Origin of the sequence: Streptomyces sp. NPDC002773, from assembly GCF_040295605.1 — a bacterium.
Lineage (GTDB): Bacteria > Actinomycetota > Actinomycetes > Streptomycetales > Streptomycetaceae > Streptomyces.
Genome location: NZ_JBEOVO010000002.1, coordinates 1 through 14,090 on the forward strand (window position 1 = coordinate 1; position 14,090 = coordinate 14,090).

Here is a 14,090-nt window from a genome sequence, read left to right on the forward strand (position 1 = left end):
GATCTGCTTGCCGCTGATCTGCGCCATCGGGAAGTGCAGGAACGACCGCGCGATCTGACCGGCGCCGTTGTTGCCGAGCTTGAGCTCCGTCGACGCCGACATGTCCGTCGTGTAGCCCTGCTGCACGAAGGTGTCGAAGCTGGACCCGAGGTTCACCGCCGGGTCCACCGTAACCGGGAACGTTCTGGCCGGGTCGGAGAGGAAGTCCGCGTCCGGGGTGAGGGTCAGATCGACCGCGTCCCCGCGCTGCGTCACCTTCAAGCCCACGTCAGCGCGCCGGGTGTGCTCACCGGACCGTGGGTCGACATACGCGTCCCACATCACGGGAGCCGGCAGGACACCGACCTGCTTGCCGGACTCGACGTCCATGAAGGACACCGACCGGTCCGCGTTCGCCCGGGCACTGATCCCCTTGGCATTCAGCGTCAACGTGACCGAACCATTGGCCGCGATCGCCGAACGGTCCTTCAGCTCCAAGAACTGCTCGAAACCCGTACGGGTCGATTCGATGACCAGGTCCGTCGCCGGCAACGCGTTCGCGTACCGAGCCGTAGTACCCGACAGCGCGGGCTCCGGCAGGACACCCCGCCACGACAGGTTCAACGCCTGGCCGTCACCGTCGTCCAGCGATACCAGCGGAACCGGGGTGGTCCGCGCATCGCCGGCGGCGCCCGACGCCATCACCCGGGCTGCATGCGCGGCCGGCGTCCTACCCCCCAGCTTCAGCCCGAGCGGGTGGTCCCTCGCGATGACCGAACCATCCAGGCCTTTCACCAACGCGACGTCGACGTTGCGCCAAGCACCCGTGGCCTTGTCGCGGAACCGGACCGGGCCCGACGCGGCGTCCGTCGTCACCGTGCCGTCCGGGTTCGCCCAAGTCGTCGTCGACTCCGTGCGCTCCGACAGCGCCTCCACCCGCTTGCCCGACAAGCGGGCCGCAACCGTCGCGGACGGCAGGTCCGCCGCTTCGGTGGGGTACGCCGCGTCATCGACCGCGGGAGGCTGCGAGGGCAGGGCGATCGCCTGCCCAGTGGTCTCCAGCACGATGGCAGCCTCGACGGCCATCAGGGCCGCAGTTGCGAGCGCCACCCTCCGCAAAGCGCGTCTGGGTAGCCACCCTCCGCCTGTCCAATTCGACGGCAATATGCAGTCATTCACGCCTTTGAACCCTCCCCTTGAAGCCACTTATGCGGCTAGCGGAGGATAGTATTCAACTTGAAAAAGTTTCGCGAAGACGGGGTGTCGCGCTTGCGCACCCTCTTGATCATCTACTCACCGAGCACGACTGCCAGCCGGTTTTTCAGCACACGGGCGGGCCGGAAGCGTTCGTCCCCGAGGCGTTCGCCCTCCGGAGTGCCGGCGGACCGCCGCTCGGTCCTGACACGGGCTGACAGCCGGCGGGCAGGGCTGTCAGGTGGCTGGCCGAGGGCTGTCAGGGGGGTTCGGCATCGTCAGGGGCGTCGAGAGACGGCGAGCGGGAACCTGACGAGGAGATGGTGGACATGGCGTATGCGATTCGGGCCGAGGGTCTGGTCAAGAAGTACGGGGACTTCACCGCGCTGGACGGTGTCGATCTGGAGGTGCCGGCCGGGAAGGTCGTCGGGGTGTTGGGGCCCAACGGGGCCGGCAAGACCACCACCGTGCGCATTCTGGCCACGCTGATGCGCCCCGACGGCGGGCACGCCACCATCGGCGGGCACGACATCGTCAAGGACCCGGTCAAGGTGCGGCAGCTGATCGGGCTCACCGGGCAGTACGCCTCCGTGGACGAGACCCTCTCCGGTGCCGAGAACCTGGTGCTCATCGGGCGGCTGCTCGGACTGTCGCGGCGCGACGCGAAGGCGCGGGGGGCCGAGCTCCTGGAGAAGTTCTCCCTCACCGAGGCGGCCCGCAAGCCGATCGCCACCTTCTCCGGCGGTATGCGGCGGCGGCTCGACCTGGCCGCCTCCCTGGTCGGCCGGCCGCAGGTGCTCTTCCTCGACGAGCCCACCACCGGCCTCGACCCGCATGCCCGGCAGGAAGTCTGGGACGTCGTGCGGCAGTTGGTCGCCGACGGCTCCACGGTGCTGCTCACCACCCAGTACCTGGAGGAGGCCGACCAGCTCGCCGACTCCATCACCGTCTTCGACAAGGGCCGCAAGGTCGCCGAAGGCCGGCCCGGTGAGCTCAAGCGCCGCGTCGGCGGCCAGATCCTCCAGGTCCGGCCCACCCTCGCCGCCGATGTGCCGCAGGTCGCCGGGATGCTCGCCGAGCTGACCGGGCACACCCCCGCCCAGGACTCCGGCGTCCTCACCGTGCCCGCCGACGAGCCGCTGATCGTCGCCGCCGTCGCCCGCCGCCTGGACGGCGCCGGTATCACCGCCGACGAACTCGGCCTGCGGCTGCCCAGCCTCGACGAGGTCTTCCTCGCCCTGACCGGACACGCGCCCGCCGTCGCGCCCGCCGACGCCGCTGCGCAGTCCGTGGCCGTCTGAGACCGCTGCCCCCCGCTTCCCCCCAGGACTTTCGAGAGGACCCCGTCATGAGCCACGCCGAGCTTCCCAGCCGTATCAGCCTCGCCCAGACCGCCCAGCACAGCTTCGCCCTCGCCGGCCGCGGCGTCACCAAGTTCATGAAGTCGCCGATCCAACTGGTCGACGTGATCCTCACCCCGATCATCAGCCTCCTGATGTTCGTGTACCTCTTCGGGGAGGCCATGTCCGGCGGCGACACCGACCGCTACCTCCAGCTCGTCACCCCCGGCGTCATGGTCATGGCCGTCTTCCAGGCCAGCGTCGGCATCGGCGCCTCGCTCTGCGCGGACGCCAGCACCGGAATCTTCGACCGGTTCCGCAGCATGCCGATCGCCCGCTCCGGCCCGCTGATCGGCGCCGTCCTCGCCGACATCGTGCGCTACGTCGTCTGCCTGGCCACCCTGGTCGTCCTCGCCCTGGTCATGGGCTACCGCGTCGAGACCGGCCCGGTCGCCTCGCTCGCCGCGCTCGCCCTCCTCGTCGGCTTCGCCCTCAGCTTCTCGTGGATCTCCGTCTACCTCGGCATGCTGATCAAGAACCCCGCCTCCGTGCAGGGCCTCATGACCATCCTGATCCTGCCGCTCACCTTCGCCAGCAACGTCTTCGTCCCCCGCGAGGACATGGCCGGCTGGCTCCAGGCCTGGTCCGACGTCAACCCCGTCTCCCTGGTGGCCGACGCGGTCCGCGGTCTGCTCAACGGCGGCCCCGTCGCCGGCTCCCTGGCCGGCACCTTCGCCTGGATGGCCGGTGTGATCGTGGTCTTCTTCCCGCTGGCCATGCGCGCCTATCGGAAGAACGCGGGATGATCCTCATGTGACACCGAAAGCCGGGCGGGTCCGCACCCTTGGTGCGGGGCCCGCCCGGCTTTCGCGTTCCCCCGCTCCCGTCAGCCCCGCAGCGTCTCCGTCTCCAGCCACCTCAGCGCGTCCGTACGGGAGTACGCGGCCCCCTCGTCGTACGCCTTCCGGAAGCCCTCCTCGCCCAGCACCGCCACGATGCGGTCGACCAGCTCGCGCCACTCCGGCTCGCCCCAGTCGAAGGCGCCGCGCATCACCTGGCTCATGCCCAGCGCCCGCGCGCCCTCCTCCGGGGCGCCCTCCAAGGTCCTCAGTCCGCCGAGGAGTTCCGACACCCAGGCCAGCGCGGCGCCCGCCCCCTGGCCGAACAGGGAGCCGGCCGCCTCGGGCAGCAGCGCCCTGGCCCGCACCGCGTCCCCCTCCGCGAGACGGTTCTCGACGCGGGTGCTGACGATCAGGTCGCGGGCCAGGCCCCGGAGGGAGGGCCGCCGGGCGCTCAGCGCTTCGAGGCGGTCCAGCGTCGCGTCGGACTGCGCCAGGTCACCGGCCCTGCGGTGCACGTTGGCGAGGCCCACCAGGATGTTGGCCTCAAGCCGCAGTTGGCCCTGTTCGCGGGCCTGGCGGTGTGCCGCGTGCAGGTCGCGGAAGGCGCCCGCCAGGTCGCCGCTGCGCCGGCGTTCGCGGGCGAGCCGGGCCTTGCTGAGGTAGAGGTAGTCCTCGGTGCCGAGTTCGGAGCTGAGCACCACCGTCCGTTCGAAGGTGGCGATGGCCTGGGCGTACTCGCCCCGCAGCGAGTGGTCGCGGCCGATCGGGAGCAGGCTCATCACGAGCCCCCAGCGGTCGCCCACCTCCTCGAAGCCGCGCAGGGCCTCGATCCGGGACTCGGCGCCGGTGACCAGGTCGCCCTGTTCGGTGAGCGCGAAGTCCCGTGCCAGATGGGCGCCGGCCCGTACCCAGGGGTCGGGGGAGGTCAGGGGGTCAGCGGCGTCGGTCCGTCCCGAGCCCGCCGGGAGGGAGGACCAGCCCGCCGGGAGGGACGCCTGGGACATCCGTAGGAGCAGGGCCGCCGGGTGGAACTCGCGCGCGGTCGCCGACTCGCCCTCGGCCCCCGGGCCGTCACCGTCACCGCCGCCGTCACCGCCACCGGCCGCCGCCTTCGGCAGATACGTGTCCAGGCGCGTGCTCAGGCCCCTGATCCCCCAGTACCAGAACATCGCCCCGGCGAAGCGCCCGGCCAGGTCCGCTTCCCCCGCGTCGGCGACCGTGCGGAGCGCGTGGACGAGGTTGTCGTGTTCGGCGTCGAAGACCTCGACCGCGCGCAGTTGTTCGCGGGTACGGAGGCGGGGTTCGTACTCCTCCGCGAGCGCCAGGAAGTACGCGGCGTAGCGGCGCGTGACGGCGTCCCCGGGCTCGGCGGTGGCGAGTTGCCGCGCCGCGTACGCGCGTACCGTCTCCAGCATCCGGTAGCGCGGCTCGCCCGCCCCTTCGTCGACGACGCCGACCAGCGACTTCTCCACCAGGGCGTCCAGGACGTACGGGATGTCGTCGGCCGGGAGCGCCGGGTCCGCGCAGACCGCTTCGAGCGCGGGGACGGTCGCGCCGCCCGGGAACACCGACAGTCTGCGGGCGAGGGTCCGCTCGGGTTCGTCCAGGAGGTCCCAGCTCCACTCGACGAGGGCGAGCAGGGTGCGCTGGCGGGGCAGGGCGGTGCGGCTGCCCGAGGCGAGGAGGCGGAAGCGGTCGTCCAGGCGGCGCGCGATCTGCTCGACGCTCATCGAGCGGAGCTTCGCCGCGGCCAGTTCGAGGGCGAGCGGCACCCCGTCGAGCCGGCGGCAGATCTCGACCACGGCGTCGAGGGTCTCGTCGTCGAGTGCGAAGTCCGGCCGGGTTCCGGTGGCCCGGTCGACGAAGAGGCGGACGGCGGGCGACTGCGCCGCTTCGGCGGGCTCCGGTGTTCCCATCGGTACGGCGAGGGGGCCGAGGTGGCACAGCGACTCGCCGGTGATGGCGAGGGCTTCGCGGCTTGTGGTGAGGATACGCAACTCGGGGAGCTGGTCCAGGAGTTCGGCCGTGAGCGCCGCCGCCTCCTCTACGAGGTGCTCGCAGTTGTCGAGCATGAGCAGGGCGTCGCCGCTGCCGAGGAGCCCGGCCATGCGCTCGACCGGGGTGGCCCGCTGCCCCTGGCCGGCGTCGTAGAGGCCGCCGTCGGTGGAGCTGAGGGCGCCGAGTACCGCGTCGGCCAGCTGGTCCGGTGCGCTCACGCCGGCGAGCGGCACGAACCAGACCCGGCCGCGGGCGTGGGCGCGGTCCCTGGTGGCCGCTTCGAGGGAGAGCCGGGTCTTGCCCGCGCCGCCGGGGCCGACGATGGTGACGAGGCGGTTGCGGACCAGCTGACCCGCCAGTCGGTCCAGTTCGGCGTCGCGGCCGACGAAGCTGGTCAGCCTGGCCGGGAGGCGGCTCGGGGCCGCCTGGGCCCGCTCGGTGGGCGTCTCGAGCTCGCCCCGCAGCAGGGACAGGTGGATCTCGCGCAGCTCGGCCGACGGATCGACGCCGAGTTCGTCGCCGAGCCGCTCCCGTACCGCCTCGTACACCGCGAGCGCGTCGGACTGGCGTCCGGCCGCCGCCAGCGCCCTCATCCGCAGTCCCGCGACCCGCTCGCTCAACGGGCGCTCGGATCCGGCCGCTTCGAGGTCGGCAAGGACCGCCCCGTACCGTCCGAGGCGCAGTTCCGCGTCGCAGCGGTCCTCGGCCGCCGCGGTCCGCAGGTCGTCGAGCCGGGTCGCGACGGGCCCGGCGAACGGCGCGTCGAGGACGTCGGCGAGCGCCCCGCCCCGCCAGAGGCCGAGCGCCGTCCCGAGCAGCGCGGAGGCCTCGGCCGCCCGGCCGGCGGCGAGTTCCCGTCTGCCCCGGCCGGTCAGCTCCTCGAAGCGGTGGACGTCCACGTCCTCGGGCCGTACGGGGAGCCGGTAGCCGCCGGACGCGGTCTCGACCGCCGCGGGCCCGCGCAGTGCCCTGCGCAGCCGGGAGACCAGGGCCTGGAGCGCGTTGGCCGCGTCGGCGGGCGGTTCCTCTCCCCACAGGCCGTCGACGAGGGCGTCGGCGGAGACCGTCCGGCCCTCTTCGAGGGCGAGCCGGGCGAGGAGCATCCTCAGCCGGACGCCTCCGACGTCGACCGGCGCCCCCTCGTCGGCGTACACCTGTATCGGTCCCAGCAGCTCTACGCGCACCACGGCGGCCCTCCCCCTGTGGACCGGTCACCCCCGACCGGCCCCGATGATGTTGATCATCATCCCTTCGACGCCGGTCAGCATCACCCACCCGGCGGCCCCGGTAAAGGGATCGCGGCCGACCTAGATCACCGGCGGGCGGCCCAGGCGGGTCATGTGGCGGACCGTGGACCAGCGCATGGGGTGGCGGGGTCCGCCCGAGCGGCGCACGCCCTCCGCGAAGCCGGCGAACCAGGACGCGAGGCCCGGCAGGGAGCGGGTGCGGGCCAGGGTGAGCAGGGTCCACACGCCCAGGTAGACGGGGACGAGCAGGGCGGGCAGGTTGCGCTTGGCCAGCCAGACGCGGTTGCGGGCGGTCATCCGGTGGTAGACGGCGTGCCGGGCCGGGCTGGTCTTCGGGTGCTGGAGGAGCAGCGCGGGCTCGTAGATGACCTTCCAGCCCGCGTCGAGCGCGCGCCAGGCCATGTCGGTCTCCTCGTGGGTGAAGAAGAAGTCCTCCGGCCAGCCGCCGATCTCGTCGAGCATCGCCATCGACAGGCCGTGCCCGCCGCCGAGGAAGGTCGTGACCTCCCCGCCGCGCATCGGGTCCTTCGCGCCGAGGCGCGGGATGTGGCGCCGCTGCGTCTCGCCCGTCTCGTCGGCGATACGGAAGGACACGACGCCCAGGGCCGGGTCCTCCTCGTACAGGTCGGCCAGGCGCCGGAAGACGTCCGTGTCGACGAGCAGGCCGTCGTCGTCCAGGTCCACGAGCACGTCGACGTCGCCGAACGCGCGCAGCGTCTCGATGGCGACGTTCCGGCCGCCCGACACGCCCCGGTTCTCGGGCAGTTCGACTCCGGTGACACCTTCGGGGAGCTCCGGGAGCGTCCCGGTACCGTTGCCGACGACGACGATCCGGGCCGCGGGTTCGTCCTGCCGGGCCACGGCGTCGAGCAGGGCCCGCAGCTCGACCGGTCGCGTGCCCATCGTCAGTACCGCCACACCCACACGAGGTCGTGCCACGACCCACTCCGTTCCACGCTCACCGGCCTGCGCCGGCACTCACTCCGGGCCGCGATGCTAACCGGACGGCGCCATCCTTCGTTCACCCGCATCACAGACCACGTCCATCCGGGCGGGCCGCGGAGGGCGGGATCGCGGCCTCGAAGGGGCCGGCCGCGGGCGTCTGCGCGAGGGCCGCGGCGGGCCCCGGGGGGAGCGCGGCGAAGAGCACGGTCGTACGGCTCTACGCTGGTTCCCTTCCGTCAAGTTGATCGATCGTCGAAAGGGTGGTCTCCAGGTGCTGGTCGCGGACCGATATCGGCTTCACGTGTGTATCGGCCGGGGCGGCATGGGCGAGGTGTGGCAGGCCACCGACGAGGTGCTCGGCCGGTCCGTGGCCGTCAAGCTGATGCTGGCGCAGTCGACGGACCCCTCCGCCGGTGACCGCTTCCGGCTGGAGGCGCAGACCGCCGCCCGGCTCAGCCACCCGCACGTGGTCGGCGTCTTCGACTTCGGTACGTGGGACGGGAAGCTGTTCCTCGTCATGGAGCTGGTGGAGGGCGACAGCCTCGCCGGGAGCCCCTCCGATCCGCTGGTCCTGCCCCCCGAGCGGGTCGCCGTGGTCGCCGCGCACGCCGCCGCCGGGCTCGCCGCCGCGCACCGGCAGGGGGTCGTGCACCGGGACATCAAGCCGGGGAACCTGCTGATCGACGGGGACGGGACGGTGAAGCTGGCCGACTTCGGCATCGCGCGGTTCGTCGACGACCCCTCGGCGGCGCTCACGACGACCGGGCAGATCGTGGGTACGGGGCTCTACCTGGCGCCCGAGCGGGCCCTGGGGCAGCCCGCCTCGTCCGCCTCCGACGTGTACTCGCTCGGCTGCGTGCTCTACCAACTCCTCACCGGCCGCCCCCCGTTCCGCGCGGACACGGCGACGGCGCTGCTGTACCAGCACATCGACACCGCGCCGGTGCCGCCCGCCCACCTCGGGGTGGCGCTGCCGCCCGAGTTCGAGTCGTACCTGCTGAGCCTGCTGGCCAAGCAGCCGGAGCAGCGGCCCTCGGCGCAGGCCATCGCGGACTGGTTCTCCTCCGGCGCCTGGCGCGCCACCTACGCCCCCGGCATCCCGGCGCAGCCCGGGCCGGGCGCGGCACACCACCACGCGGGCCCGCCGCAGGGAGTCGCGGCCACCCGGGGCGCGCCCCTATCCGGGCACATGGCGGGGCAGATGTCGGGGCCCATGTCCGGGCCTATGTCAGGGCCGATGTCAGGGCCGATGTCAGGGCATGCCTCCGGGTCCATGTCCGGGCCCATGCCCGCGCCCGCCGCCATGCCGGCACCCCGTGCCGGGCAGGCCCACAGACCCCCGGCCGGACAGTCCCGCAGACCGGTGTCCGCCGGCGCGCCCACCTCGGCACGGCGGCGTGAACGGCCCGCACCCACGGGCGGCGGGCTCGCGGAACTCTCCCGGCGCCGGCCCCGCAAGACGGCCGCCGTCGCCGGGGCCATCGCCTTCGTCGTCTTCCTGATCATCGGGATGGCCTGGCTCTCCTGACCGGCCGGCCGCACCCCGACCCCGGCCCGCTATCCCTCAGTACGCTCTCGGCGCCATCACCAGCGGCTCCCCGTCCGCCTCCGTGATCAGCAGGCAGTGCGGTACGCCGGGCCCCGGGGTCGCCCGTACGGTCACCGTCGTCGGCGGGTCGGTCGGCAGCTCGACCGGTACCGTGACGGGCCGGTCACCCTGGGTCCTGGCGTATCCGGTCTCCTTGCCGTCGACGAGGACCTCGACGACGGCGGTGTGCCCGGTCTGGACGGTCACGGAGACCGAGTGTCCGAGGTGGTCGGTGTGGAAGTGGTGCCGTCGGCTCATGGGTCACCTCCGTACCTCAAGAGTAGGTACGGAACGCCGCTCGCGCCGCTCCACCGCCCGCCCCACCGCCCGGGCGCGACCGCTACGCCGTCTCCGCCAGGGCGAACAGGCCGATCCTCGCGCCCTCTTCGTACGCCCGGCGCAGCTCCGGGTCGTCGAGCATGTCCCGCAGGGCCGTCTCGCTGCGGTCCCGGGTGGGCACGCAGTACTCCGCCGGCCTGTACGAGGCGTCGAAGACGGACGTCCTCAACAGGTTCACCGCGCCGAGGAGATGGGCGGCCGACGCGGCCCGGCCCGTCATGAGCCGCAGCTGGGCGAGGAGTTCCGCCGCACAGGCCGCTCCGACCGCCGAGCCGAGCGCCAAGTGGCCGCGCAGCGCCCGCCGGGCGTGGTCGGCAGCGCGTTCCCGCTCGCCGTCCCAGGCGAGGAGCTCCGCGCGCGCGTGGTGCGTCCACGCCTCGGCCCACAGGTCGCGCCCCGCCCAGGCCCGCCGCGACGACGGGTCGAGCACGAGCTGGTCCAGGGCCTCCTGGGCGGCCTCCGGGTCGGTGCGGGTGAGGCTGAGCGCGAGCGCGGCCCAGCACAGCTCCCGGGTGGGTCCGAACTCCGGGCAGTCCCCCATCAGGGCGAGCGCGTCCCTGAACTCGGCCGCCGCCGCGCGCGTACGCCCCTGGTAGAGGGCGGTCGCGCCGCGCAGATGGGACAGCAGACCCAGGGTGCGGTCGTCCCGCTCCCGTACGGCGGCCGCCCAGGCCTGGACGAGGAGCGGGTCGGCGTCCTCGGGGCGGCCGGACTCCAGCTCCAGGAAGGCGGCGAGCCACAGGGCGCGGGACGGCGGCTTCCCGGTGTAGAGGGAGAGTGCGTGGCGCAGCCGGGTCCTGCCCTCGCCGACCCGCCCGCAGGCGATCCACAGGAACCACAGGGAGACGGCGATCTCGACGGCCGTGTCGGCCTCGGCGCTCGGCGAGAGGGGCGCGGTCGTCGGGTCCATGGCGGCGGCCAGGTCGGGGAGTTCGCGCAGGGCGAGATCACGGGCGTCCAGCTGCCGGCCGCTCTGCCACCAGTCGGCGGCCCGCCGGGCGAGCTTCACGCACCATCTGCGATGGCGCAGGACGACGGCCCAGCGGTCGCCGCGTGCGGTGAGGCGGCGGGCGCCGACGGCCCGCATGGGGTGCGGCATCCAGTAGCGGGGGCTGTCGTTCTCGCCGTCGAACAGGTCGTCGACGGGGAGGAGGGCGGCGGGGGCCAGCCGGTCGAGGACCGACTGGACGACCGCCGGGGGCAGGGCGTCGGAGGCGCACACCTCACGGACGGCGTCCCCGCCGAAGGCCCCCTCGAAGACGGAGAGCCGTTCCCACAGGAGCTGCTCGGCGAGGCCGCAGCGGGCGTATCCGCGCTCCGCGGCGGCGAGCTGCTCGGGGCTCACCGGCTCGCCCCACAGCAGCTCCGCCCCCGGTTCCGCCCCCGGCGCCGTCCACGGGCCCCTTCCGACGCCCGCCCCCGGCTCGATCCCCGGCTCGATCCCCGGCTCCGCCCCCGCCTCCGTCCACGGGCCTCTTCTGACCTCCGCCCCCTGCCCTCTTCTCGGTTCCGTCCTCGGTCGTCGCCCGCTCACCATGTACCCCCGTCCCCCGTTCGTGCCCGTTCGTTCCTGTTCGTTCCGCGCCGGCATCCGTACCGTGTGGCGGAGTCGATCGCGGTCCATCGCCGTTGCGGCTTGAATGCAGAGGCCCTGGTCAACATCCTGGGGCGCTCCGGGACCCACACCCACGGTTTCCCAGGGATCGGCCAAGGAGGAAAATGCGTACCGGGGAATCCGTCCTGGGAGAAGCGGATCTTTCGCTGATCCACGCACTGCAGATAGCCCCGCGGGCCAGCTGGACCCAGCTCTCGGCCGTGCTCGGGTCGAGCCCGGACACCCTCGCCCGGCGCTGGGAGCACCTCACGGCCGGCGGATACGCCTGGAGTTCGCTGCTCGCCGCCCGCCGCGGCACGGACGCCATGCTCTACGCGTGGATCGAGCTGGAGTGCGTCGCGGGCGACACCGAGGCCACCGCGATCGAGGTCTCGGGCGATCCCTGCACCCTCGGGGTGCACCAGGTGACCGGCGACGCCGATCTGGTCCTGCTCGTGGTCTGCCCCGACCTGTTCGCCCTCGACGCGTACCTCGCCGGGCGGGTGCGGCGGCTGCCCGGGGTGATCCGCTCCCGTACCCAGGTCGTCACCCGGCTGCACAACCGCCCGTACCGGTCGCGGATCGAGCAGCTCACGCCGGGGCAGGTCCAGCTCCTCACGGGGATCACGGGCGGCGACCGGCGGCCACGCGCGCGCGGGGGCAGCGGGCCGAACCTCACGGAGCTCGACCACCGGCTCGTCGCGGAGCTGGCGGGGGACGCCCGCCGCAGCGCCGCCGAGCTGGCCCGGCAGTGCGGTACGAGCGAGTCGACGGTACGGCGGAGGCTGGACGTCCTCGCGGCGGGCGGCGCCCTCCACCACCACTGCCTGCCGGCCCCGAGGTTCTCCGGGCGTCCGGTGTGGGCGATGGTCACGACCGATGTGCCGCCCCTCGAGGTGCCGGCGACGGTGGCGGCGCTCGGCCGGGTGCGGGAGACCCGGCTCGTCACCTCGGTCACGGGCCCGCACAACCTGGCCGTCGCGCTGTGGCTCCGTACGGTCGACGAGCTGCACGACGTGACGGCGGCGCTGGTACGGGCCGCCCCGACGCTGCGGATCGCGGGCACCGCGCTCTCGCTGCGCACCCACAAGATAGGGGCGCAGGTCCTCGGCCCGGACGGGCGCCGCATGCACCACGTACGGCCCGCGTCGGTGTTCTGACACGGCCGTCCGTGGCGCGGAGCATCATGGGTGCCATGACTGAGAGCAAGCCGATCGACACCCCTGTCTGGGAGCAGCGCTTCCGGGCGCCGCGCGTCTCCCTTCCCGAGTGGGCCGAGGAGGCCCCGGACCGCTCCCTCTTCGTGTCCAACGCGACGGGGACGTACGAGCTGTACGCCTGGGACCGGGCGAGCGGGGAGCAGCGGCAGGTCACGGACCGGCCGAACGGCACGACGGACGGCACTCTGTCCCCTGACGGCGCCTGGATCTGGTGGTTCAAGGACACCGACGGGGACGAGTTCGGGGTGTGGATGCGCCAGCCGTTCGGCGGCGGCGCGGACGAGCCGGCCGTGCCCGGCCTCGGCGCCTCCTATCCGGCGGGGCTCGCCATCGGCCGGGAGGGCACGCTCGTGGTGGGCCGCTCCACGGACGAGGAGGGCTCGACGGTCCATCTCGTACGGCCCGGGGCGGGCGACCCCGTCGAGATCTACCGGCACCGGGAGTCGGCCGGGGTCGGGGACCTGTCGTACGACGGGTCGCTGATCGCGATCGAGCACACCGAGCACGGGGACGCGATGCACTCGGCGCTGCGGGTGCTGCGCGCCTCGGACGCGGGCGTGGTCGCCGAGCTCGACGACACCAAGGGCGGTACGGAGGAGCTGGGCCTCGCGGTCCTCGGTTTCGCGCCGGTGGCCGGGGACAGCAGGCTGCTCGTGGGCCACCAGCGGCGCGGCCGCTGGGAGCCGATGCTCTGGGACGTGGCGGCGGGCACGGAGACGGACCTGGCGCTCGACCTGCCGGGCGATGTGTCGGCCGAGTGGTATCCGGACGGCACCGGGCTGCTGATCGTGCACAGCTTCGAGGCCCGCAGCGAGCTGTGGCGGTACGAGATCGCGACGGGCGCCCTGGGGCGGGTGGAGACCCCGGCCGGTTCGGTGTCGAGCGCGACGGCCCGTCCCGACGGCAGCGTGGAGTACCTGTGGTCGTCGGCCGCCGAGCCGCCCGTGGTGCGGTCCACGGACGGCCGGGTCGTCCTCGACCCGCCCGGCCCGAAGGCGCCGCCGTCGGTGCCGGTGGAGGACGTGTGGGTGGAGGGCCCCGGGGGCAGGGTCCACGCGCTCGTGCAGCGCCCGGAGGGCGAGGGCCCGTTCCCGACGGTCTTCGAGGTGCACGGCGGCCCCACCTGGCACGACAGCGACGCCTTCGCCTCGGGCCCGGCGGCCTGGGTGGACCACGGATACGCGGTGGTGCGGGTCAACTACCGGGGTTCGACGGGGTACGGCCGGGAGTGGACGGACGCGCTCAAGCACCGCGTCGGCCTGATCGAGCTGGAGGACGTGGAGGCGGTCCGCGCGTGGGCGGTGGCGAGCGGCCTCGCCGACCCGGCGCGGCTCGTGCTGTCCGGCGGCTCCTGGGGCGGCTATCTGACGCTCCTCGGCCTCGGCACCCAGCCGGACGCCTGGGCGGTGGGGCTCGCGGCGGTCCCGGTCGCGGACTACGTCACGGCGTACGAGGACGAGATGGAGGCGCTCAAGGCGCTGGACCGGACGCTGCTCGGCGGTTCGCCCGATGAGGTGCCCGAGCGGTACGCGGCCTCGTCGCCGCTGACGTACGTGGACGCGGTGAAGGCCCCGGTGCACATCTCGGCGGGCGTCAACGACCCGCGCTGCCCGATCCGGCAGATCGACAACTACGTCGAGCGGCTGAAGGCCCGGGGCGCGGTCCACGAGGTGTACCGGTACGACGCGGGCCACGGCTCGCTGGTGGTGGAGGAGCGGATCAAGCAGGTCGCCCTGGACCTCGCGTTCGCCGCGAAGCACCTGGGGACCCGGCCGGCGGGGGGCTGAGGCGGCTTGCGTACCGT

Annotated in this window: 9 protein-coding genes and 1 pseudogene; 5 read left to right on the forward strand and 5 right to left on the reverse strand. The window is 73.4% G+C overall.

Annotated features, from left to right (window positions below; genetic code table 11):
- A pseudogene (locus tag ABT034_RS02560) lies at positions 1-1,065 on the reverse strand (sugar-binding protein); the annotation flags it as partial.
- A gap of 437 nt (positions 1,066-1,502) precedes the next feature.
- Here ABT034_RS02560 and ABT034_RS02565 point away from each other — a divergent pair.
- Both ABT034_RS02565 and ABT034_RS02570 read left to right on the forward strand, forming a co-directional pair.
- Positions 1,503-2,474 carry an ATP-binding cassette domain-containing protein gene (locus ABT034_RS02565; RefSeq protein ID WP_351210460.1) on the forward strand — a complete coding sequence of 324 codons (972 nt, stop codon included), beginning with the start codon at positions 1,503-1,505 and terminating at the stop codon, positions 2,472-2,474.
- Between the two features lie 47 nt (positions 2,475-2,521).
- The gene (locus ABT034_RS02570; protein WP_351210462.1) at positions 2,522-3,319 is read left to right on the forward strand and encodes an ABC transporter permease; all 798 of its coding nucleotides are present in this window, start codon (positions 2,522-2,524) and stop codon (positions 3,317-3,319) included.
- A gap of 80 nt (positions 3,320-3,399) precedes the next feature.
- On the opposite strand, the gene ABT034_RS02575 is transcribed toward ABT034_RS02570, so the two are convergent.
- Both ABT034_RS02575 and ABT034_RS02580 read right to left on the reverse strand, forming a co-directional pair.
- Entirely contained in the window at positions 3,400-6,540 is a 3,141-nt protein-coding gene (locus ABT034_RS02575; protein ID WP_351210464.1) for an AfsR/SARP family transcriptional regulator, read from the reverse strand.
- A 120-nt stretch (positions 6,541-6,660) separates the two neighbouring features.
- Positions 6,661-7,539 carry a glycosyltransferase family 2 protein gene (locus ABT034_RS02580; protein WP_351210466.1) on the reverse strand — a complete coding sequence of 293 codons (879 nt, stop codon included), beginning with the start codon at positions 7,537-7,539 and terminating at the stop codon, positions 6,661-6,663.
- 277 nt (positions 7,540-7,816) lie between these two features.
- On the opposite strand from ABT034_RS02580, the gene ABT034_RS02585 reads away from it, so the two are divergent.
- Complete coding sequence (locus tag ABT034_RS02585; RefSeq protein WP_351210468.1) at positions 7,817-9,073, forward strand: serine/threonine-protein kinase; 1,257 nt, start codon at positions 7,817-7,819, stop codon at positions 9,071-9,073.
- A 36-nt stretch (positions 9,074-9,109) separates the two neighbouring features.
- Here the strand turns inward: ABT034_RS02585 and ABT034_RS02590 are convergent, their stop codons facing one another.
- Positions 9,110-9,391 (reverse strand): hypothetical protein, encoded by a 282-nt coding sequence (locus tag ABT034_RS02590; RefSeq protein WP_351210469.1) that lies wholly within the window; start codon positions 9,389-9,391, stop codon positions 9,110-9,112.
- An 82-nt stretch (positions 9,392-9,473) separates the two neighbouring features.
- A complete protein-coding gene (locus ABT034_RS02595; RefSeq protein WP_351210471.1) occupies positions 9,474-10,817 on the reverse strand; it encodes a tetratricopeptide repeat protein in 1,344 nt (447 codons plus the stop codon).
- Positions 10,818-11,191: 374 nt separating this feature from the next.
- Between ABT034_RS02595 and ABT034_RS02600 the strand changes: the two genes are divergently transcribed.
- Positions 11,192-12,226, forward strand: coding sequence for an Lrp/AsnC family transcriptional regulator (locus tag ABT034_RS02600; protein ID WP_351210473.1), 1,035 nt, complete (start codon positions 11,192-11,194; stop codon positions 12,224-12,226).
- A gap of 26 nt (positions 12,227-12,252) precedes the next feature.
- On the forward strand, positions 12,253-14,073 hold the full coding sequence (locus tag ABT034_RS02605) for a S9 family peptidase (RefSeq protein ID WP_351210475.1): 1,821 nt from the start codon (positions 12,253-12,255) through the stop codon (positions 14,071-14,073).
- Positions 14,074-14,090 lie beyond the last annotated feature (17 nt).